The sequence below is a fragment of the Alphaproteobacteria bacterium US3C007 genome (assembly GCA_034423775.1).
Classification (GTDB): domain Bacteria; phylum Pseudomonadota; class Alphaproteobacteria; order Rhodobacterales; family Rhodobacteraceae; genus Thalassovivens; species Thalassovivens spotae.
This window is the reverse complement of sequence record CP139918.1, coordinates 2,294,569-2,316,009: the sequence shown is the minus strand read 5'-3', so window position 1 is coordinate 2,316,009 and position 21,441 is coordinate 2,294,569. Positions and strand designations below refer to the sequence as shown.

Genomic DNA, 21,441 nt, shown 5'->3' with positions numbered 1-21,441 from the left:
GCTCGCACACCTATCGCAGACTTATTTGAACGTCTGCTCAACTAGAGTAAAAAATTCATAAACCCGCCTACGGGCATTTTATTTTAAGATTAAGAAAAATTTACGCGTGACATATATTATCACATTCGCCAGTTCAAAAGGTGGATCAGGAAAATCCACATTTTGCGTCAACCTCGCAGCCTATTTCGGGATGCGCGGCCGCAACGTCATAATTCTTGATACCGACTTTCAAAAATCAAGCCATGACTGGGTGCGCGAAAGCTCAGATAAATGTTTAGCGAACGTTCAAACCTATGTGGCCAATGAAGAAAACAGTATAAGACAATATATCAAGCAAAGCCGCTGTGATATTTTATGCGTTGACAGTCAGGGCGCCGTCTCGCGGGAATTGGCCGCCTGTTTGGAAGCCTCAGATTTGATCATTACCCCCTGCCGCCCCTCGCGCGATGATTTGGTAGGCTTGGGTTGGGTGGCCGCGTTTGCGCGACGCGTCAATCCAAAATTTGCAACATCCTCAGATCGCTTATTGCCCGTTTTGAACGCGGTTAACAAACATTCCGTCGCCTTCCAACACGCCCGACAACAGCTTATGGCAGATGGGTATAAAGCCGCGGATACCGCGATTTCTCAACGCGTTTCGCAGGCCGAGGCGAATTTTAACCGCTGCTCGATTTTCCACCAAAACAGCCGCGCCGCGCAAGAGTTTCGCGCGCTGGGTTGGGAGGTGATGGAGCGCATCACGCAGCATAAATCGGAGGCCGCTGCATGAGCAAAGCTTTAAAGCCCGTTTCAGCGACGAAAACAGCAGAAACCCAGCTTGAAGATTTAATGCAAGTCCTGCCCGAAAACCGCTTGGAAGATCTGTCCTTGCAGACCCAAGCGATCGATATGGCTGATAAAGCCGCGCCGGTAACAGAGGCAGAGGTCGAGGCAGAGGTCGAGCAATCCCAACAGCGCGATGCACAGCCTGACACCCGCCGGCGCGCTAAAGCGGGAGAAGAGCCACAAGCAACCGCAACAGAGGCGCCGCACGTCGCGCTTTCACCGCTTGCAGAAACCGATGAAGCCTTTTCTGAATATTCAAAATTATTTATTTTCGAACGCCATAATACGCAATTCGGCGTGCCCGTGAAATATGTAGTGGAAGTTGTACGCGATTTTGCACCAATCGAACCGTTAACCTTGAATCTGCGCAGCTGTATTGGCACTGTGGTCTATCGCAACCGTTTGCTTCCAGTTTTCGAATGTGGCGATTTAACGCCCGTAACCTCACAAAATCAGGCGGCCAACGCCCCGCAATCGATTGTTAAATTAGACGTGAATGGCACGTTGCTCTGCCTGTCAATGGACCGTCATGTGGCCGTTTTGTCATGCACTGATGACATTTTGGATCCGCGCAACCGAATATTAACCGATGCAGCACGCGCCTTTTTCATCTTAGACGTGATCGGCTATCAAAGCTCCAATTTAACCCTGATTTCACCACAGCGTTTGGCGCAAGAGGCCACTGTTAAAATTGGCAGTCAAACCGTGATTGAGGGCAAAGAGGACATTACGCAAGGCCGGCAGGTCAAAACGTTTGGCACAACCAGTGAATTTATTCATGCGCGCATTTCCAATGTGCATTTTGTGGTTCCGGTCGAGAACGTAATCGAAATTATAGAGGGCTATGAAGTCACGCCTATTTACGGAGATGGAAATTTTTTGCGGGGCTTAATCAATCTACGGGGGCAGGTTTTATCCTGCCTCGATATTTCAAAAGATCTAAGCTTGATGCCGCGGGCTTTGGATGAACGTAACAAATACATGGTCTTGCAAGAAAATGGCAAAGATTTGGTGCTCTGCGTGGATGACGTGTTAGGCATGATGACGGTTGATATACGCAGCTTTCGCAACAGCACAGAAATCCTGTCAGAGCCCGTTTCAGACCTGTTCCAAGGCATTAGCGAAATCGGCGAACTCACCATCATGCGCCTGTCATTGCCCGACCTGATAGGTTCCGAAAATTTGAATGAATACCGCGAAAAAAGAAATTTTATTTAATCCCAGACTAAGATCAAGCGTCTGTTTTTAGGCGCCAATGACCAAGACCGCTTATTAAAACCAATTTTTTTAAAACTAGGAGCTGACATGAAAACCTCGATGAGCCTGTCTGCCAAAATCATATCGCTAATCCTTTTATTTTGTCTAACCAGCCTCGCTTCCGGGCTCTATTCAATATCTTCGATGGCCTCGATTGGTAAAAAAATCCACAATCTATCAACAGTCGAAATTCCTTTGCAAAATCACGTCACAAAGCTTGCAGAATATCAATTGATCCAAGAGATCGAGTTAACCACGGCTGCACTGGATTTAGAGTTAAATGAAATCGAAGAATACAAAAAGCGCATACACCATTTTGAACAGGCGAATGAGATAACGATTAAAGAGTTAAAGATCGCGGAAAGCCTGCTGCGCGGTGTCATCGGGTTATCAAATTCTGAAGATAGCAATATCGATAGCGCTGCGCTGTCCCGCTTGGAAGATGAAATCGGGCAGATTGCAACAGTTTACATTGATATTTTAACGCGCTTCGAAGAAATCAAAACTCTACACAAGATTTACAACGACCTTGGGTTGAGTTTTATTTCAATATTAGAAAACAAAAATGAGGCAACAGAGGCCGGAGGGTCGCAGCCGAGCAATATACCTCAACCCACTTCGCATGGGGCGCATGGGGCGCATGGGGCAACAACGTCCAAAAGCTCTGGCGTTTCGCCACAGACCAGTGCTGGCGCCTCATTGCAAAAAACCACCGCTGCATCCTCTTATGAGGAAAGGCGAAATGATATTTTGGTCGAGCTAGACGAGGTGCAAAATCAATTAAACGGCCAGCTGGATGCATTGTTGAGAAAAGTTCAAAATATATCGTTTCAGGCGGTGATCGAAGCTGAAGAAACGGAAAAATCTGCTCTTAGGATAACCGTTCTGATCATCAGTTCTTCGCTTATCATCTCGCTTAGCATCGGCATTTGGATCGCGATGGATATCCGGCGCCGTTTGCGCGAAACAATCATAGCTGTCGATCAAATTTCTGACGGCAACCTCACCGTGAAAAATGATTTGTCTTCCAATGACGAAATCGGTTTGGTCATGCGCGCAATCTCAAAAATGCAGGAAAATCTCACGAATATTGTGGCCTCACTGCTTGAGGTTTCGCGCCAGGTCACCGAGCAATCAGAGCAAATGCAATCCGGTGCACAGCAAGTCTCGGATGGCACCACCGAACAAGCCAATTCAGTTCAAGAAACCGCAACGGCGATGGAGCAGATGACCACATCCATCCGCGAAAATGCTGATGGCGCGGTCGAAACCGATCGCAAAGCCACAATTTTGGCGGAAGACGCGCAGGTCTGCGCGCAAGCTATGGAAAAAACCGCGGGATCTATGAAAGATATCGCAGAAAAAATTACGATTGTGGAAGAAATCACCCGCAAAATTGAACTTTTGGCCCTGAATGCTTCGGTCGAGGCGGCCCGCGCTGGCGAGCATGGCAAAGGCTTTGCTGTGGTAGCCTCAGAAGTGTCAAAACTGGCCGAATTAAGCAAGCAAGCCGCCTCTGATATTCAAGTCTCGTCTGGCGAGGGCAAAGAGCTGGCTGAAAAAACCAACCAGATGCTTAATGCTTTGTTGCCTGAAATTGAAAAAACCAAAGATCTTGTACAAAATATCAGCGCCTCTTCGGAAGAACAATCTACCGGAGCCGCGCAAATAAACACTTCGGTGCAAGTGTTGGACGGGGTTATTCAAAGCAATGCCTCAGCCGCGCAACAATTGTTTCAAACCGCGCAAACGGTTTCGGCTCTGGCCCCTCGTTTGAAGGCATTGGTCGCCCGCTTTAAAACCGACCACCCCTCTGAAGAGGCGAGCCTTCAGCAATCGATGCCCGCGCCCTCATCGCGACCACCGGCACCATCCTCGGACCCAATTCAATCAAATAATTTTGAAAACTATTAATCGCTGGCGGCGCCAAAGGCGTCGGCCACCGGCCTTTTTGGATAAAATATGCAGATGTATGATCCAGCAATCTTAACGGTTGATATCCCCGAAAAAAACGTCACAAACCCCCATCTTGACGCGTCGAATATGGCGCTGTTGGAGAAATTAATTCAAACCACCGAGCAGGCTTACGCAGATCTTTTGACGTTGATAAAAGTCAAACCTGACACCCCTCAAGAGGCCTATGATATGGCCTATCGCAGGGGCTATCTGATCTTTGGCATCCTGGATGTGTTGCGGATCATGCAACCAAGGCAGTTGATGCAAATCATCGTGTTTATTTTGGATTATGGTCGATATCACCACAGTTTTACCCATCATTCGATGGATTACCTGCTGCAGCTTCTATTTGAAAACACGCTGACGCTTTTAAAAGACTGGGAAGAGTTTGAAGACGGCAAAGCGGATATCAGCGATATTATCCGCGAAGCAGAGGGATATTTGCGCCTTGCCTTAACTGAGTTCAACGAAACCCTCACGCAGGATCAAGCGGCAGATGTAAAACGAAGAAATACCGAAGAGCCCGAGCGTCATGAGGATGCTCAGAGCCGTAATGTAGAGCCAGCCACCTTGGCGCAAACCTCTGAAGCGCTGATCAGACGGCTCGACGCGCTGGATAGCGAACCCGAGGCACTGTTGATCGGCGCGGATAAACGCGACTTAATCCCAGTGTTTACACAAGAGGCGCAGGATAATGTGGATGCGATCGAACTTTCACTGATCGAGTTGGAAACAACGCAAAGCCCGCTTGAGGTTATCAACCAAATTTTTCGCGCTGTGCATACGATAAAGGGCGGCGCACGCTTGCTCGAGATCAAAAAGATAGAAACCCTTGCGCATGAGGTCGAAACTATTCTGGATGAAATGCGCTCAAAGCGATTAAACATTTCATCCAACCTGATCGATGGATTGATGTTAGCAGTTGCAGGTTTGGGGCATTTGATCCGACAGGTAATTGAAGAACGGCCGCTGGATACGCCGATCAGACCGCTTATCCAACATCTATATGCCTCAACGGATCCCGCCAAACCGACGATCCAACCTTATGCAGAGCCACAGATAAATGCAGAGCCAAATTCCGAGCCAGCGCCGGCAGGTATACAGCCCGTTGGCACTGTCACACCGGGCATTCCACAAGATGAAACCATTCGCATCCCCGCGCAAAAGCTGGATGATGTGCTGAACACCGCCTCAGAGGTATTTATCACGCGTATCCGGCTGCAAAACGATCTGCATGTTTTAACGCAATCCTTTTACAATTTGGAAAAACTGACTGGAACCGCAAAATTCCATTTGGTATTTGAAGCCGTGGAAAGCTTAAAGCAAAAGGTGCTTGATCTGGATAATGATCTGATCGAACCTACGGGCCGCCAAGGTCAATCACGCATCTCTGGCCTTTCCTCTGAACGGGCCAGTTTGAAAAAAATCAAAGATATTTTAGACAGCGAAATTTTGCGGAATTTAGAGTTTTTTCCGGAAGAATTCCGTCTAACGATGTTGCGCATAGACGATACCCGCAAACAATTACAAAAAAATATCGAAGATCTTGAGGGGTTGAGCGGGCGTTTGCAAACCGGCGCAATGAGCTTTCGCATGGTGCCGGTGGCGCAATTGTTCAATCGCTTTCCCGCGCAGGTTCGAGATATGGCGCGAAAGACGGGCAAAAAGGCGAATTTGATCCTCTCTGGCGCCAGCACAGAGCTTGATAAACTTTTGATCAATCAATTGGCCGATCCTCTGCTCCATATTATCCGCAACTCTTTGGATCACGGCTTTGAATCCCCCGAAGAGCGCCTGAGCCAAGGCAAATCAGAAATCGGCAAAATCGAACTCTCAGCCTATTATCAGGGCTCAAATGCGGTGATCGAAATCAAAGATGATGGCCGCGGAATCAACCTCGAGACCATTTTGGCCAAGGCCTTGGAACGCGAATTGGTGCTGCCTGCCGCGGCCGAAAGTTTTAGCGAAAAAGACATCTTAGATCTGACGTTTCATCCGGGCCTGTCTTCTGCAGAAAACGTCACCGAGCTTTCAGGGCGCGGCGTTGGAATGGACGTGGTGAAAACTGCCATCACGCAAGTGCAAGGCACGGTTGATATCGAAACTGAAAAAGGGAAAGGCACAAAAATCACTCTGCGTTTGCCGTTAACACTGGCAATTGTGGGCATTTTATTGGCCAGCGAAAACGGCCATCAATTCGCGTTTCCAGTATCGAATGTTGTAGAAATTCTTACCGTGTCAAAAAGCGGATTACGCCGTGTGGGCGGCGGCTTGGTGTTTAATTATCGCGGGATGACGGTCACGGTGAGCACTCTTTCGCGCCTGTTAAACTTTCCGCCCAGCGCCTTCAATCAGGTAGAAAAAACGATCATCGTTTTGGCGGATGGCGACCGTTATATCGGCATCCTGGTGGATGAGGTGAAGGGCCGTCAAGATGTGTTAATCAAACAATTTGGATCCTTGGTTTCAAAAATTAAATTTATGATGGGATGCACAATCCTGTCAGATAGTAATTTGGTGCTTATCCTCAATGTGGGGGAAATCTTAACCGAGGACCTGCACGCTCAAGCGCCGTTAAACGATATCACAACCGATGCCGCAACGCTACAACGGGCCGATCATACGATCCTTGTGGTGGATGATTCAGCGCTCCAACGCAACCGTTTAAGCGCCTTGTTAACGCGGGCAGGTTATCAAGTTGAAAGCGCCACAGATGGCCATGATGCGCTTTCAAAAGCTGCTGCGCGCCATATCTCTGCCTTTTGCGTGGATATCGTTATGCCCTTAATGGATGGCTATGAATTTGTTGAGCGTTTGCGCGAGCAGCCCGGGTTGAGCGCAGCACCCGTTTTCATGATCACCGGCAAAAAAATAAGCGACGGCCCGGAAAAACGCCGTTTGGCTGCGTTAAACGCAACCGAGTTTTTCGAAAAGCCCATCAATGAAGATGACATCATCGCCGCGTTGGACAAGGCCTGCCTTGCCCCAACCGCGCCCTGAGCTCTGCCTAAGGATTTGGATTAACCATGCCCCAGAATTTGCACATGCCCCCCCCCTCCGAGCTGATGGCCCAAACACAGGCACGGGACACCGTTTTGCTTTGCCTCGAAAATGACCTTTATTCCACATACTTAAAAACCTGTTTGCAAGATCAAGACTTTGATTTCGAGCTGATTGCAAAAAACCATATTGTGACGAAGGTTTCAGAAAACCCCAAAACCACTTTGGTGCTGCAATCGGACACGAATGAACAGGAATTGATCAATGTGGCTTTTCGATTAAAGCGCCTGTTTCAAACCGATTTGCGGATTTTATTTTTATCCTTGGATTATGCGCTTGCCCCCGATGTGGTGGGGATTTGCGATGGTTTTCTGCAGTTTCCAGTCGCTGGCGAAGATCTTGTTGCGGCGATTGAAAAGGCAAATACGCGGCGCAATAAAGTTCTCTTGATCGACGATTCGGCTTTGGTGCATAAAACAATTGTTGGGCCGTTGCAGCAGGCAGGCTTTGAGGTGGCGCAAGCTTTTGATGGCGAGGAAGGCTATCAGATGGCCCGAACTCTGCAACCAAACTTGATCATTTGTGATATCGAAATGCCGAAAATGAACGGCTATGAAACCTGCGCTGCGCTGAAAAATGACCCCCTCACCGCCGAGGCCACCTTAATCATGTCAAGCACGCTTTCCTCCGCTACTGACCAACGCAAGGGCTTTGACGTGGGCGTCGATGCTTTCATTGGAAAACCGGTGCATGTTGAAGGGTTGATAGAAAAGGTCAGTGCCATGCTCGAAAGGTTTCGAGGTGCCCGCGAAAGCATTGTCATTTTGCAAGGCCCTGAAACCAGTGACCAAGATATTGCAGCGGTTTTGAACCTGCAGGGATTTCGTACAAAACGCGTGCCCACCATCGCCGCCTTTCTCAGAGCCGTTCAGCGCAGCACCTGCGATTTGGTGATTTGTGAATTTGAGCCAAGCGATGGTACGATCGTTGACCTGTTTAATGGGTTAAACACAAGCGATCTGCCCAGCACCCCGGAGGTGATCGTTCTTTTGCCCGATACCAATGAGGCAAATATCCGGATGGCCTTGAATGCCGGCGCCAAGGCCGCGGTTACCACAGGCTTTGGCGTACATGATTTGGTTGCAAAAGTTGAAAAAACACTCGCGGACCGGCGCACCAAAGACGAACAAGCTCAATTGCAACGTTATGTCTCCAAAGCCTCGTTGAAGGTGGCGCTGGAAAAGGCGGTTTGGGGCGCTGGACAAACTGCCCCGCGCGCCGATCGAAAAACCGTAACCGTGACGTTTATCGACATCATGAATTTTACCCCTCGATGCGAAGCCTATGCCCCAGATGATGTTGTGGAACAGGTGAATAAGCTGTTCAGCTTGGTGACCCGGGCGATCATTAAGCATGGCGGTGATATAGATAAATTCATCGGCGATGCCTGCATGGCCTTTTGGATTCATGAGCAAAACAACAACGCACAAAAAGCGCTGCTTGACACAATGCTTGAGATTAAGGCCTGCCTCAAGACATTGAACGAAAGTGATCCGCGGTTAAAAACTGACCCTTTCGCCCTTAGAATTGGCGCGCATTCAGGCCCGGCAATCCTCTGCGATCTTGGGGCAGCTGAAGCCCGGATCGACCTAACCGTCATCGGTGATACGGTCAATACAGCAGCCCGACTTGAAGCTGCTGCGAAACTATATGGCCTGCAAAACTTGCTGGGAGAAAGCATTATCAGCGCTCATCAAGACCGATATTGCACGCGCATGATCGACCGCGTGACCGTGAAAGGTAAATCGCAATCTCTGGCCTGTTTTGAACTTATGGATCGCTGGGACGCGGCGTCTGACACGCAAAAAAGATTGGCTGAAACTTTCAACGAGGGATTTTCAAAATACACCAAGGCGGATTTTAAAGCTGCGCATAGCTGCTTTGAAGCCGCCCAAGAGCATGAACCAAAAGGTTTGAACGCCTCGCTCACCCCGTCCAGTTTGTTTTTAAAACGCTGTCAGAACCTGATGGCCAAGCCCCCCAAAACTTGGACAGGCATATGGGACTGGAACGCGTAATAACCCCCATGCAAGACCTAAGCACGCATGACTATGCGCTGATCAAAGCGCTGTTCTTGAACCTGTTTGGCTTGGTGCTGCCCAAAACCATTCCCCCTGTTGCAAAAACGCGCAGTTTGCAGTTTTTCAATGAGCACGGGGTTACCGATCTGGCGCGCACAATATCGCGTTGGCAAGAAACAAAAGCCACCAGCGCTTTCCAACCTCTGACCGATATTTTTACCGTGAACCATACATCATTTTTTCGCGAAAACGCCCATTTCACCTATTTATCCCAAACCGCCTTGCCCGCCATCGCGCCCGTTCAGCTGCCCCGCCCAGACCGTCAGCTGCGCATGTGGAGCGCGGCAGCCGCGTCTGGCGAAGAGGCATTTTCGCTCTTATTTGCAGCGCATCAATATTATGGAGATCCATTCTGGGAGATGCAGGCGGGCGTGCTGGCCACTGATATTTCAAGCGAAATGCTGCGCAAAGGTTATTCGGGGCAATTTCAAAATGAACGTTTGCAAAAAATAGCCCCGCAGATTCTTCAATCTTACACCCATAAACAAGGCGAAGACAGGTTCCAGTTTATCAAAAAGGTGCGGGAAAAAATCTTATTCCGCTGGTTTAATCTCGCCAGTGCAAAATTTCCATTCAAGCAGCGTTTCCACATCATTTTCTGCCGAAATGTGATCTTATACTTCAGCGAAGCAAGTCGCGTAACGCTTTTGGAAAACATTTTTAACGCGTTAGAGCCGGGGGGGTTTCTTTTTATTGGCCTGTCTGAAGTGAATATAAAAATGCCAAAGGGCCTGCAACAAGTTGCACCGGCGGTCTTTCGAAAACATCCAGATCTTCCTTAGGGCCTGAATTTTTATGAAGCTCGTTATCATCGCCTCTGACGCGATCATCCGCAAAGCCCTGAGCCAATATTTTTCATCGACCGGCTTGATAGAGGCGACGGCAATGCCTTGCAATGCCAGCCGCGTGCTGCGCTATTTTGCAAAACGCACGCCCGATGTTATTTTGTTAAATCTCGACGTTCACACGCTTGATATTATCTCTGCCCTCGACAAAGCCAAAGGCGAAACAAAAATTCCAACGCTATTCTTGCTGGCCCCCGAACTGCTATCAACGCTTGCCAATAGAAATCTATCGTTAAAATCGCGGCATTCTGATTATGTGATCAAACCAGAGCGCAACCTGATGCGAAATATTCGGTTTTTATTGCCTCAAATTGAAGAAAAAATATGGTTTTTATCGCATGCTCCAACCCAGCTATCACGGGCAAAACCCACCGCCGCTTCGCCGATAGTGGAACAGGATCCGGTGCCAATACGCCCTTCCGCTCTGCCGTCCATCCCCGAACCGCAAACGATGCCCAAACCGCCGCGCGGCACAGTTTCCTCAAAAAATCAAAAAAATTTGGTCGCCATTGGCACTTCAACGGGGGGAACCAGCGCCTTGATGAGCGTTTTATCCGCCTTGCCCAGAACCTGCCCCGGCATCGTTGCCGTAGTGCATATGCCATCAAGCTTTACCAAAGCCTTTGCAGACCGGTTGGACACATTGTGCAGCATCGATGTTTTAGAAGCCACCGATCATCTACCGGTGCGCCAAGGGCAGGCCATTATCGCCTGTGGCGGCAAGCATCTTGAGGTGCAAAAAAGGGGCGCAGGCTATTGGGTTAAGGTCACGCAAGGCGATTTGGTGAATGGGCATTGCCCGTCGGTGGATAGGTTATTTTTTTCTGTCGCAACTGCCGCTAAGCAACATGCAATGGGCATTTTAATGACCGGAATGGGACGGGATGGGGCAAAAGGCTTGTTGCAAATCAAAGATGCAGGTGGGAAAACAGTTGCGCAGGATGAAACCACATCCGTGGTATTTGGCATGCCAAAAGCCGCGATTGATCTTGGCGCCAGTGATAAAGTTGTGAAGCTGCAAGATATTGCCGCAGAAATTTTGCACCCCTAGACGCTGCGAAGAGTGGCTTAGTGATGTTGGATCAGCCCCCTTTGTGACGGCGAAATGATGAATGTCCACCCCGCTTTATCATGCGGCGTTTTCGAGGGAATGAAAGCCCAATGCAACCGAACAGGCCGCCCCCTTAGCGATGCGCGGGCAAGCCCAAAGATGCCACTATCAGAGCGAACTCATTCTGTTTGCTTGTGTTTCTATGTCTGCGCCACAGTGAGGATGCTAAGCGGCAGTTCTCCCACCAAAGCCACAGCTTTTGTCAATCGTTGAGATCAATCTGCTTTGATGACAGGGAGAAACCTGCAGACACGCGCGGCGAAATCGTTGAAAACCCTTGCCCTTGCGAGACAAGGCACATCTTACCTCTCGCATCGGTCACGGAAGCAAACCAAGCACGCGATTTATTGTTTTGATAAATTTCAACCAATGTCCCCTGGCTCGACAAACCCCAGAACAGCAGTTTGAAATCGGGCGTCTTGTGCAGAAATGACGATCGGTGTTCACAGGCAAAACCGGGGCTGACAAGCAAGAACAGGGCGATGAGATATTTCATGCAAACCTCCTAAAACGGGCTGGGGCTTGAATAAAGAAAACCTCTCACTCATTCCTAATGCCCCCGTACGCTGTTGCGCCTGGACCCGCGATCACCACGCTATTGCGCCCTTGGGGGTATTTTCCCCAAATCCAAGAAAAGGCCTTTATGAGGTTTCGAAAATCTTAATATCCGATCGCTTTGCGCAGCATGTTCAATGCCACGGCGCAAATGAATATTGCAAAAATACGGCGCAATTTTGCAGCGTCTAACCTATGCGCCAAGCGTACGCCCAAAGGCGTGGTGATCAACGTCATGGCAATGATCAATCCAAAGGCCACAAGGTTCACTGCCCCCAGCGAATAGGGAGGGCGTGAGCCCGCCTCAATATCAACAAAGAAGAAAGACACCACCGACGGCGCTGCAATCAACAAACCAAAGCCGGATGAGGTGGCAACGGCTTGATGAATGGTTTTTCCATGAAGCGTCATCAGCGGCACGCCCAGACTGCCACCACCAATGCCCATCAAAACTGATATGAATCCAATCATCGGCGATAAAAGCGCCCGCGCCCATCCCGATGGCATCTTCGCACCAAGGCTCCAATCTGAGCGGCCAAAAACCATATAAAATCCAATAAGCAAACCAAAACCGCCAAAAATCCACTGCAAGGTGATCGACCTCAATTGCGTTGCAAACAGCACCCCGAACACGGCCCCCAGCGCGATCCCCGGGGCCCAAAGTTTCAGCAGCTCCCAGTCAACTCCAGCCTGGCGATGGTGGCTGATCAAAGAACGCAATGAGGTAACGACGATCGTCGCCAAAGACGTGGCCAAGCACACCTGCATCGTGTCAGCGCCCGCATAACCAAGGCCGGTGAAACTGTAAAAAAACGCCGGCACCAGAACCATGCCACCGCCCACGCCAAATAATCCAGCCAGCAGGCCCGCAAAGGCACCCACCACCGACAGCAAGATAAACATTTCCAGCATAGTTAAAAATTTTCTTTTAATACCCGAGGCTTGGAACGCTTACCCTCAAAACCCCTCCGGTGACAGCGAAAATTTAAGCCCGCTGGGCATTTGGTGCATGTTTAAACAAAATAAATGCTTTGCCTTGCAGTCTTTACTTTGCGCGTTATCTTCCTGAGAGTTGAGATCACAAGCGACAAGCCGGAGCCGATATGACCCTACAAGAAATGCTCGCATCAGCGCCAGGTGCATCCCCAGCCTTAGGTGCGCCAAATCGCCCTTGGATGCAGTTTGGCGAATTGAGAAAGCTGTCCCAAACCATTGGAGCCCAGCTTGCAGGTTTTGGGCTTGGACGCGGAGATCGCGTGGCGATCGTGCTGCCAAACGGCCCCGAAATGGCCTCGGCGTTTGTGACCATCGCGCAATGGTGCGTAACCGCACCGCTGAACCCGGCCTATAAACGGGATGAATACGCCTTCTATATGGATGATCTGAAGGCAAAAGCCTTGGTCGTCATGGCCGATGAAGACGGGCCGGCCGTTCAAGCCGCCGACGAACTTGGAATTAAAATCCTTCGTCTGCACAGTTCTGATGCCAGCCCAGCCGGCGTTTTCTCTTTACGCGGCTCTGCGCTAGCCAGCGCAACTGCTGCGCCGGAAGCAGTGCCCGCCCAAGCCGATGATATTGCTTTGATCCTGCACACATCGGGCACCACCTCGCGGCCAAAAATTGTGCCTTTGCTTCACCGCAACCTGACCGCCAGCGGGCACCATATTGCCAGCTCGCTTGCATTAAGCGGCGCGGATCGCTGCTTGAACGTTATGCCGCTGTTCCACATCCATGGTCTGGTTGCTGCTGTTACTGCATCGCTTTGCGCGGGCGCCAGCGTCAGCTGTACAGCCGGGTTTGACGCTTTGAAATTCTTTGGGTTGATGAAAGAGGTTCAACCAACATGGTACACGGCGGTTCCCACGATGCACCAAGCGATCCTGTCACGCGCGGCGCGCAACGCAGAGGTGATTACCGAGGTTGGCCTCAGGTTTCTACGCTCATCCTCTGCCTCCTTGCCGCCGCAAGTTTTTGACGAATTGGTCAAAACCTTCAACGCGCCGGTTATCGAAGGCTATGGAATGACCGAGGCAGCCCATCAAATGTGTTCAAACCCGTTGCCACCGCGCGCGCAGAAACCGGGATGCGTGGGCATCGCAGCGGGCCCGATGGTGCGCATTGCCTCGGAAAACGAAGATCATTTAATCGATGATCTGGGAGAAATCGTAATTTCCGGACCCAATGTCACCCCCGGATATGAAAGCAACCCCGACGCCAATGCCAAAAGCTTTTTTGAAGCTGAGGGCCATCGCTGGTTTCGCACCGGCGATCAAGGTCATTTAGACGCAGAGGGATATTTATGGCTGACCGGCCGGTTAAAAGAAATCATCAATCGCGGTGGAGAAAAGATTTCGCCCCGCGAAGTAGATGAGGTTTTAATGGACCATCCGGCCGTTGCGCAGGCGGTTACTTTTGCGCTGCCACATGCAAAACTTGGCGAGGATGTGGCCGCTGCAGTGGTGCTGCGCGACGGTGCTGATATTGAAGTGGCAGAGATCCGCAAATTCACGCAAGAAAGGCTGGCCGCGTTTAAAGTGCCCCGCAAGATATTGATCTTGGATGAGATTCCAAAAGGCGCAACCGGTAAATTGCAACGGATCGGACTGCATGAAAAGCTTGGATTGGCTGAGAGCGCATGACGAAAATATGCATATTCGGTGCCGGCGCCATCGGCGGCTACATGGCCCATGCGTTGATCAAAGCTGGTGCTGATGTCTCGCTGATTGCCAGAGGCCCGCATCTTGAAGGGTTGCGTGACAAAGGTCTTACCCTGATAAAAGAGGGCAGCGCCGAAACGCTCCCTGTGAAGGCCACCAACACACCCGAAGAGCTCGGCCCCCAAGATTATGTGATCAGCGCTCTGAAGGCGCATTCCGTCGCCCCCGTAATCGACCGGTTCAAACCTTTGCTGGCGGAGCACACCGCGCTGGTGCCGGCGGTAAATGGCATACCTTGGTGGTATTTTTACAAAGCGGGCAGCAACAGTGCGATGGAAAATCGGTGGCTGGAAACCTCGGATCCCGGGGGCGTACAATGGGCTGCCTTTGGCCCTGAGCGGGCGATTGGATGCGTGGTCTATCCCGCCTGTGAAATTTCGGCGCCAGGCCAAATCACATTAAAATCAGGCGATCGCTTCACCTTAGGCGAACCTGATGGGCAGCGCAGCGATCGCGTGATGAAACTATCAGAGCTTTTACGCGCGGGGGGATTGCGCGCGCCGGTAAAGCCCAGATTGCGCGATGAAATCTGGATCAAGCTCTGGGGCAATTGCTCTTTTAACCCGGTCTCAGCGCTAACCGGCGCCAGTTTGGATCTGATTGGCAATGATCCTGCCAGCCGCGCGGTGATCCGCGATGCGATGATCGAATGCCGCAAAGTGGGCTTGGCCGTCGGCGCACGATTCAATGTGGATATTGAGCGGCGCATTCAAGGCGGCGCCGATATTATCGGCCATAAACCATCAACCCGGCATGATGTTGAATTGGGGCGCCCGATGGAATTGGATGCGCTGACCAGCACGGTGCTTGAATTGGCCCGCCGCCTAGAAATAGAAACCCCAACCTTGAACGCGATCAGTGCGTTGGTGCGCCTGCAAGGCAGCGTGCTGGGGCTTTATGACAAGCAAGACTCGATAGAAACTGCGATCAATAGCCCCTATGCGCCAGCCAAAGGCGCGTAAGCCCGTTCAGCATTTTTTCATGCGCTCGGCCGGCGGGTGAATGGCTGCTAAGCCGCTTCGGGCTCGATCACCCGTTGCAGCGCTTCTAAAACCAGCTCAGGACCATCGCAATGCGCGCGCTCGGATAAAACCCGCCGCCATCCACGGGCGCCTGGGCGGCCTGTAAATAGTCCCAACATATGCCGTGTTATTTGGTTAAGCCGCCCGCCATTTTCGATATGAGCATGGATATAAGGCATCATCTGATGCACAATATTGACCGGGTTTATTGCCCGATCCTGCCCGAAAATAACAGCATCCGCATTGGCGAGAAGATCGGTTGGCTGATGATAGGCCGCACGGCCAATCATCACCCCATCCATCCCCGAATCTAAGAAGTTTTGCGCCTGATCCAACGCTGTCACACCGCCATTGATCGACAGATGCAGCGCCGGAAATAGGCCTTTCATTTGCAACACCAAGCCATAATCAAGCGGAGGGATATCGCGGTTTTCTTTCGGGCTAAGGCCCTCTAGCCAAGCTTTACGCGCATGGATGATAAAGCGCCCAATACCCGCCGCCGAAACACGCGCCAAGAACTCGGGCAGTATCTGCTCGGGAATTTGATCATCAACGCCAATCCGGCATTTGACCGTAACCTCAATATCCACAGCAGAGCGCATGGCCGCGCAGCATTCGGCCACAAGCCCGGGTTCGCGCATCAAAACAGCGCCAAAGCGACCCGATTGTACCCGGTCAGAGGGACATCCAACATTGAGGTTGATTTCATCATATCCGGCCTCGGCGCCCAGTTTGGCCGCCTCGGCCAATTCAGCAGGGTCCGACCCGCCCAATTGCAACGCCACTGGATGTTCAGCCGGATGGTAATCGAGCAAATGCAAGGCCCGTCCGCGCACCAATGCAGGCGCCGTCACCATTTCGGTATAGAGCAGCGCATTCTGGCATAACAAACGATGCAAGTAGCGGCAATGCCGATCCGTCCAATCCATCATCGGCGCAACGCTGAGCCGGGCCGCGTGATGCAAATTCTGCGAAGAGGCCGTGGGGCGCGTAAGCATAAAGAGACATCCTAGGGTTTGCGTGGCATCCTCCTAACGCAGGAATGCGCCTTTTTGCAAGCAAAGCCCTACCCCGGCTTTTAATGCGGATTTCAGGCAATAGCCGCGCCGATCTGCCACGCTGTCAGAAGCTCTTGCATAATCAGGGCACCATATCCCCACGTATCGGCGTGCCCGCTGCCGCCAATCCACACAGCGCGTTTGCAACACATCCCCTCGAATAGTGCTAGGCTGCCTCGCTAAGCGCTTGGCGGCGCAGCGCATAAATACCCGATGCCACTATAATCAACGTCCCGATTGCAGTCCAAAAATCGGGGATCTGCGCGAATACCAAATATCCATAGAAGGTGCTCCAGATAATCAAACTATATTGCACCGGCGCCACCACAACAGCTTGCGCAAGGCTCAGCGCTTTGATCACCGAAAATTCACCCAAAGCGGCCAGAATGCTCATCGCCACCAATAACAGCCCATCGCGCGAAAAATCCGGCATCCGCCATACGAAGGGCAACATCAACGTGATCAAACTCATGCTGGTAATCGCCGTATAGGCCACTGTCGTGGATACTGGATCCGCATGGCTTAAAAACCGCGATAGCACCTGCCGGCAGGCGAAGAAAAACGCAGCGCCCACCACCAAAAACACCGCAGGATGCAAGACATCCTGCCCCGGGCGGATCACAACCAACGTTCCCACAAAACCCAAAACCACCGAAATCCAGCGGCGCAGCCCAACTTTTTCTTTCAGAACACTCACCCCCAATACGATCACGATAAAAGGGGCGACGAAGCTGACCGCCGCAGCATCAGCAAGCGGAACGTAGCGCAAAGCCATTACGAATAAACAGGCCGATCCTGCTGCTGTTGCCCCGCGCATCACCTGCAATAACGGCTGCTTCGACACCAAAAAAGCCGGGCCGCGTAATAGCAAAAATACAACGACGCCGCATAGCAGCCCCAATTGGCGAAACCAAACGATCTGAATCGGGTGCATGCCATCAGATAAAAACTTTGCCATCGTATCCACAGCCGAAAACAAAAACATGCCCAAAGCCATAAAACAGATGCCCATGAAACTGTCAGAGCGCATATTCCGCGCTCCGATCTTGCTTTGTGGCATGCCGGCAATTGCGCGGATCACGAAGCGCCGCGCCATATGAAAAAGCGATCGCAATTTCAGCCCGGGCATTGCGCGCCCGGCGTGCCGCACGGTTTGCCAAACCCGCAGTTCGATCATCATGTGTGAGGACCACAGACATTGTTGGACCTTTTCAAACAAAGATATGGATGAACAGCCTGTACCCATATAAACGCTGTATCGCCAGTTGCCTCCTCCCAAAAGACAACCGGCGATACCGGCACTCTCGTATTGGCTACAGGTGCTGAGGGCGGAGTGTACACAAAGCGGTCGGAAAAGAAAGCCCCTAGTCAAGCATCGGTTTTTTGACGGTCTAAGATAACCCCGGCCAAATGCGCCGCATGTTAGGAAACGTAAGCAGCCAATAAGGTACTGCGCTTTCAAGCTTGATCAAACACCGATGGCCTGCCCAAAAACATCAGCAGCAAGACTTTACGGCTATGCGCAATGAAAAACGTGAAAAAAACCTTTATTTAAAATCGATTACATTGTTTAAAAGTTTTACAACGATATTGATATGAGGGTCCAATGAAACAGATTGATTTAGCCTATCTCCCCGTTATTGGTCGCGGAGAACAGATAAACCTAATCTGCGCTCTGCATGGCATTGAGGTAAATTATCTTCTTTCCAGCCCGATGGGGGAAGATTTCGACAAAGACACGCAAGCGCCCTTTGGAATAATTCCTTGGATGAAGGATATGTCGAACGGGTTGGAATTGAACGACTCGATGGCGATCGTGCAATATTTGGTCGCCCAATATCCCGGCCCGTTAACGCCCAAAAACAATGAAACGGCTGCCCGCATCAACATGTATTGGGCTTGGGTGCAGGATTACTATTCCTTTGTTTTATCGCCCTTCCACGATATTATTACGGGGCATAATGAAACGTTTTGGAGAAATCTGCGTTTAACTGACAGCCTGGCTGATGGTGGCAAAGATGCGGGTATCGCCAATCTGACTAGGCTGCATAAAAGCCGCTTTGAATTTCTTGAAAAGCATTTGAGCGCGCAAAAAGCAGGGCCGTTTTTAACTGGAGACACCTGCTCTTATGCCGATATCTTTCTCTATACCTGCGTACGCGCCGTTCAAGAAACCGGGGGTTTTGGTATGTTAAGAGAGGCCTGTGGCGGCGACCCATTTGCCGAATTCCCAACCGTTCTCAGCATAACAGAGGCAGTCGGCGCGCTCAGCACCGTAAAAGACAGCGCCGCCAAATTTGCGCAATGTCCCATTTAAGGCGGCGTCTGTAAAAAACGCCAAAGAAACGATCCAGCTCGTCCGAAATGGCAGCAGCTTGCGCTGATCCCAAACTTTAGAACCAGCAAGCCTTCGGTCAGACCGCTGTGAACGTGATACGGTTTCACGGCGGTCGCTTCTGTGTTTCAAATAGCACAGAACAAGCGCCTCCAGCGCTGCGGCGCGCGTTAGGCTTACGCAGCAACGCTTATGATGGCAGCGGGCGCAGGCAAGGCACGCCCCTCAAATAAGAGTGATAAATCGGATCCACATCCACACGAGCACTGCCGTTGACGGAATCCAAATCATCGCGCGCATTGGAAATCCACCATTGATCGCCAAGTGGTTGAAGAATATATGATAAAAGGAATGAATTGTGCGGAGGTAAAAATACCAATAGGCCAATTGCACGAAATATGCATCACCCGTATTCGTCACAAATATCGAAATGCAGACCGTGTAAAACAAAACTGGAAACTCAAATAAATTTGTAAGGTTTCTCTGAGAGTTGCGTAACACCACGCTTCCATTATCAAAGGGAGGATGGCGGTGCTCTTCTCCATCAACAGATGCATCGCTCGAAGTAAGATAGATTTCTTTAAGCCTGATACCTGTGGAAAATAAAAACACGGTGGCCGTCAAACACATCATGTAGAACATGGGCACAAATATTTCTGTCATTTTTAAGACACTCCACTGGGCTGATCGATGGCCGTTTCACGACCCTCGATGTGTTAAAGCTTAGGTACAAACTGGGTAAATATTCTGACGGGTTTGCGGCGATCCATGTTTCTTTATCCTTTAGGCCACTGCTGCTTAAAACAAAGCAACATGGCGCAGATTTTCTGCGTAGAAATTGCTTCTTATATCCTCAAAATGATCTTCCCATCCGGTATAAAGGTATCATCAAAAGATTGCTGTTTTGACAGCTCGGTTTTGTAGAAAACTTCCTTACATTTTTCGCGCAACGCTTCCAAAAAGTAACCGTCTTCCTTATCCAGAAGGCCGTTTTTGCGCAGGCTAACATCGCGCAGCTTCGTTATGCGCGCCAAGTTGGTTTCCAAAAACTCAATTTGATCTTCATCTGCGCTTTCTTGCGCCAAACCCAACGTAAATTCGCCAAAATGCATGCATTGATACAGCAGCGTTTGATGCGTTTGAAACAATTTTGCTATTCCAAAACCAAACATGAATTTCCTTATCATATCCCAATATAGCGATGCGCCAATGACAAGCATCCGCATGGTTAAACTACCATACCGAAAGTATTTTATCTGGGAAGGGTTTTTTAACAACCCAACTGGCTCTCTGATTGGCGTTTTATTTGAACGGCGTATCTGCAAGCCTTACCCCCCTAACCCGCAAATCCTCGATAATACTGAACACGCTTTGCCCTGCCCGCCACAAAACGCGCCAATCCAATCAGCGCTACGCCAAGTGAAAAAGCAAAGCAGAGTTTGGGTTTGCCCTTAATTGAATATGACCTACGGCTAAGGCGCGAAAAAAAAACGTAGACATCTAGACCTGCGCGCGCGGGGGGCATAGACCAGTGGCAAGACGAATAGCCGCTGGGGTTTTCGCGGCGGCTGGCGGGAAAGGCAAGATATGCATATTTTTATCACGGGTATCGCAGGGTTTATTGGTGCAAACGCTGCCGAGCAATTGTTGAAGGCTGGGCACCGCGTAACGGGTATTGATAATTTAAACGATTATTATGACCCCCAATTGAAGCAGGCGCGGCTTGCCCCGTTGAACAAAAACCCCAATTTTCGGTTTCATCACGCCGCTATTGAAGACCCGGATGTGCTGAAAAACCTATTTGAAGCCAATGGTTTTGATGCGGTGATCCATTTGGCTGCGCAGGCCGGCGTGCGCTATTCAATCGAAAACCCCCGCAGTTACCTAAACAGCAATTTGATTGGTACGTTCGAACTGTTAGAGGCCGCCCGCGCGCATCCGCCCAAACATATGTTGCTGGCCTCCACCTCTTCTGCCTATGGCGCAAATGAGGCGATGCCCTATCAAGAAACGCAGCGCGCCGATCATCAAATGTCGTTTTACGCCGCCACCAAAAAATCAACCGAGGCAATGGCTCATTCATACGCGCATCTATACCAATTACCGATCACGATGTTTCGGTTCTTTACCGTCTACGGTCCTTGGGGGCGCCCCGATATGGCGCCTTTTAAATTCACCGATGCTATTTTGAACGATCGACCCATTGATGTGTATAACCATGGCAATATGCGCCGCGATTTCACCTATGTGGATGATTTGGTGCAAGCGCTGATACTTTTGATCGAAACCCCTCCTTCAGACACGCCAGTAACGACAGAGGACAGCCTGTCACCCGTTGCGCCGCATCGGGTGCTCAATATTGGCAACAATGCGCCCGTCGCATTGGAAGAATTTATTGCTGCGATCGAAACCGCCACCGGCCGCTCTGCAACGCGGAATTTGATGGATATGCAAGCAGGCGACGTGCCCGCAACCTGGGCCGATACAAGCCTTTTGCAAGCCCTCACAGGGTACCAACCAAAAACAGACATTCAGACCGGTGTCCGAAAATTTGTTGACTGGTATAACAGCTATTACAGTTAGGGTTTGAACGGCGCGGCAAAGCGCCGTAAAACACTG

At 50.6% G+C, this 21,441-nt stretch carries 17 protein-coding genes; 11 read left to right on the top strand and 6 right to left on the bottom strand.

The genetic code is table 11. The annotated features are described in order from the left end of the window. The first annotated feature begins 106 nt into the window (after nucleotides 1-106). The 7 genes from UM181_11070 to UM181_11040 all read left to right on the top strand — a co-directional run bounded on the left by UM181_11070 (nucleotide 107) and on the right by UM181_11040 (nucleotide 11,075). Complete coding sequence (locus UM181_11070) at nucleotides 107-769, top strand: ParA family protein (protein WQC61873.1); 663 nt, start codon at nucleotides 107-109, stop codon at nucleotides 767-769. Further along, nucleotides 766-2,043, top strand: a complete 1,278-nt coding sequence (locus tag UM181_11065) for a chemotaxis protein CheW (protein ID WQC61872.1) — start codon at nucleotides 766-768, stop codon at nucleotides 2,041-2,043. Before UM181_11070 ends, UM181_11065 begins: the two co-directional genes overlap by 4 nt. Nucleotides 2,044-2,130: 87 nt before the next feature. Further along, nucleotides 2,131-3,996: a methyl-accepting chemotaxis protein gene (locus UM181_11060; GenBank protein ID WQC61871.1), complete on the top strand. Its 1,866-nt coding sequence runs from the start codon at nucleotides 2,131-2,133 to the stop codon at nucleotides 3,994-3,996. A 48-nt stretch (nucleotides 3,997-4,044) separates the two neighbouring features. Continuing rightward, on the top strand, nucleotides 4,045-7,038 hold the full coding sequence (locus UM181_11055; protein ID WQC61870.1) for a hybrid sensor histidine kinase/response regulator: 2,994 nt from the start codon (nucleotides 4,045-4,047) through the stop codon (nucleotides 7,036-7,038). Between the two features lie 26 nt (nucleotides 7,039-7,064). Further along, entirely contained in the window at nucleotides 7,065-9,116 is a 2,052-nt protein-coding gene (locus UM181_11050; GenBank protein WQC61869.1) for a response regulator, read from the top strand. Next, nucleotides 9,098-9,961, top strand: coding sequence for a CheR family methyltransferase (locus tag UM181_11045; protein WQC61868.1), 864 nt, complete (start codon nucleotides 9,098-9,100; stop codon nucleotides 9,959-9,961). The genes UM181_11050 and UM181_11045 overlap by 19 nt, the downstream gene beginning before the upstream one ends. 13 nt (nucleotides 9,962-9,974) lie before the next feature. Beyond that, complete coding sequence (locus UM181_11040; protein WQC61867.1) at nucleotides 9,975-11,075, top strand: chemotaxis protein CheB; 1,101 nt, start codon at nucleotides 9,975-9,977, stop codon at nucleotides 11,073-11,075. Nucleotides 11,076-11,337: 262 nt separating this feature from the next. Here the strand turns inward: UM181_11040 and UM181_11035 are convergent, their stop codons facing one another. Then, nucleotides 11,338-11,631: a hypothetical protein gene (locus UM181_11035; GenBank protein ID WQC61866.1), complete on the bottom strand. Its 294-nt coding sequence runs from the start codon at nucleotides 11,629-11,631 to the stop codon at nucleotides 11,338-11,340. Nucleotides 11,632-11,795: 164 nt separating this feature from the next. Beyond that, a complete protein-coding gene (locus UM181_11030; GenBank protein ID WQC61865.1) occupies nucleotides 11,796-12,602 on the bottom strand; it encodes a sulfite exporter TauE/SafE family protein in 807 nt (268 codons plus the stop codon). A gap of 191 nt (nucleotides 12,603-12,793) precedes the next feature. On the opposite strand from UM181_11030, the gene UM181_11025 reads away from it, so the two are divergent. Together UM181_11025 and UM181_11020 are read left to right on the top strand one after the other, a co-directional pair. Then, nucleotides 12,794-14,329, top strand: coding sequence for an acyl--CoA ligase (locus tag UM181_11025; GenBank protein ID WQC61864.1), 1,536 nt, complete (start codon nucleotides 12,794-12,796; stop codon nucleotides 14,327-14,329). Continuing rightward, entirely contained in the window at nucleotides 14,326-15,369 is a 1,044-nt protein-coding gene (locus tag UM181_11020; protein ID WQC61863.1) for a 2-dehydropantoate 2-reductase, read from the top strand. The genes UM181_11025 and UM181_11020 overlap by 4 nt, the downstream gene beginning before the upstream one ends. 47 nt (nucleotides 15,370-15,416) lie before the next feature. Here the strand turns inward: UM181_11020 and dusA are convergent, their stop codons facing one another. Then, nucleotides 15,417-16,427 carry a tRNA dihydrouridine(20/20a) synthase DusA gene (gene dusA / locus UM181_11015; protein WQC61862.1) on the bottom strand — a complete coding sequence of 337 codons (1,011 nt, stop codon included), beginning with the start codon at nucleotides 16,425-16,427 and terminating at the stop codon, nucleotides 15,417-15,419. Nucleotides 16,428-16,653: 226 nt separating this feature from the next. Then, nucleotides 16,654-17,667, bottom strand: a complete 1,014-nt coding sequence (locus UM181_11010) for a DMT family transporter (protein WQC61861.1) — start codon at nucleotides 17,665-17,667, stop codon at nucleotides 16,654-16,656. A 426-nt stretch (nucleotides 17,668-18,093) separates the two neighbouring features. Here UM181_11010 and UM181_11005 point away from each other — a divergent pair, with 426 nt between their 5' ends. Beyond that, nucleotides 18,094-18,804, top strand: a complete 711-nt coding sequence (locus tag UM181_11005) for a glutathione S-transferase family protein (protein WQC61860.1) — start codon at nucleotides 18,094-18,096, stop codon at nucleotides 18,802-18,804. A gap of 243 nt (nucleotides 18,805-19,047) precedes the next feature. Here UM181_11005 and UM181_11000 read toward each other — a convergent pair whose 3' ends face one another. Continuing rightward, the gene (locus UM181_11000; GenBank protein ID WQC61859.1) at nucleotides 19,048-19,485 is read right to left on the bottom strand and encodes an MAPEG family protein; all 438 of its coding nucleotides are present in this window, start codon (nucleotides 19,483-19,485) and stop codon (nucleotides 19,048-19,050) included. A gap of 182 nt (nucleotides 19,486-19,667) precedes the next feature. Then, nucleotides 19,668-19,994, bottom strand: a complete 327-nt coding sequence (locus UM181_10995) for a hypothetical protein (protein WQC61858.1) — start codon at nucleotides 19,992-19,994, stop codon at nucleotides 19,668-19,670. Nucleotides 19,995-20,409: 415 nt separating this feature from the next. On the opposite strand from UM181_10995, the gene UM181_10990 reads away from it, so the two are divergent. Continuing rightward, nucleotides 20,410-21,405 (top strand): GDP-mannose 4,6-dehydratase, encoded by a 996-nt coding sequence (locus UM181_10990; GenBank protein WQC61857.1) that lies wholly within the window; start codon nucleotides 20,410-20,412, stop codon nucleotides 21,403-21,405. Nucleotides 21,406-21,441: the final 36 nt, after the last annotated feature.

Excerpts from the sequence above, each read along its gene's own strand:
- UM181_11005 (WQC61860.1), top strand. The coding sequence starts at position 18,094 with ATGAAACAGATTGATTTAGCCTATCTCCCCGTTATTGGTCGCGGAGAA.
- UM181_11040 (WQC61867.1), top strand. The coding sequence starts at position 9,975 with ATGAAGCTCGTTATCATCGCCTCTGACGCGATCATCCGCAAAGCCCTG.
- UM181_11020 (WQC61863.1), top strand. The coding sequence starts at position 14,326 with ATGACGAAAATATGCATATTCGGTGCCGGCGCCATCGGCGGCTACATG.
- UM181_10990 (WQC61857.1), top strand. The coding sequence starts at position 20,410 with ATGCATATTTTTATCACGGGTATCGCAGGGTTTATTGGTGCAAACGCT.
- UM181_11035 (WQC61866.1), bottom strand. The coding sequence starts at position 11,631 with ATGAAATATCTCATCGCCCTGTTCTTGCTTGTCAGCCCCGGTTTTGCC.
- UM181_11055 (WQC61870.1), top strand. The coding sequence starts at position 4,045 with ATGCAGATGTATGATCCAGCAATCTTAACGGTTGATATCCCCGAAAAA.
- UM181_11000 (WQC61859.1), bottom strand. The coding sequence starts at position 19,485 with ATGACAGAAATATTTGTGCCCATGTTCTACATGATGTGTTTGACGGCC.
- dusA (WQC61862.1), bottom strand. The coding sequence starts at position 16,427 with ATGCTTACGCGCCCCACGGCCTCTTCGCAGAATTTGCATCACGCGGCC.
- UM181_11045 (WQC61868.1), top strand. The coding sequence starts at position 9,098 with ATGGGACTGGAACGCGTAATAACCCCCATGCAAGACCTAAGCACGCAT.
- UM181_11050 (WQC61869.1), top strand. The coding sequence starts at position 7,065 with ATGCCCCAGAATTTGCACATGCCCCCCCCCTCCGAGCTGATGGCCCAA.
- UM181_10995 (WQC61858.1), bottom strand. The coding sequence starts at position 19,994 with ATGTTTGGTTTTGGAATAGCAAAATTGTTTCAAACGCATCAAACGCTG.
- UM181_11065 (WQC61872.1), top strand. The coding sequence starts at position 766 with ATGAGCAAAGCTTTAAAGCCCGTTTCAGCGACGAAAACAGCAGAAACC.
- UM181_11060 (WQC61871.1), top strand. The coding sequence starts at position 2,131 with ATGAAAACCTCGATGAGCCTGTCTGCCAAAATCATATCGCTAATCCTT.
- UM181_11030 (WQC61865.1), bottom strand. The coding sequence starts at position 12,602 with ATGCTGGAAATGTTTATCTTGCTGTCGGTGGTGGGTGCCTTTGCGGGC.
- UM181_11010 (WQC61861.1), bottom strand. The coding sequence starts at position 17,667 with ATGATGATCGAACTGCGGGTTTGGCAAACCGTGCGGCACGCCGGGCGC.
- UM181_11025 (WQC61864.1), top strand. The coding sequence starts at position 12,794 with ATGACCCTACAAGAAATGCTCGCATCAGCGCCAGGTGCATCCCCAGCC.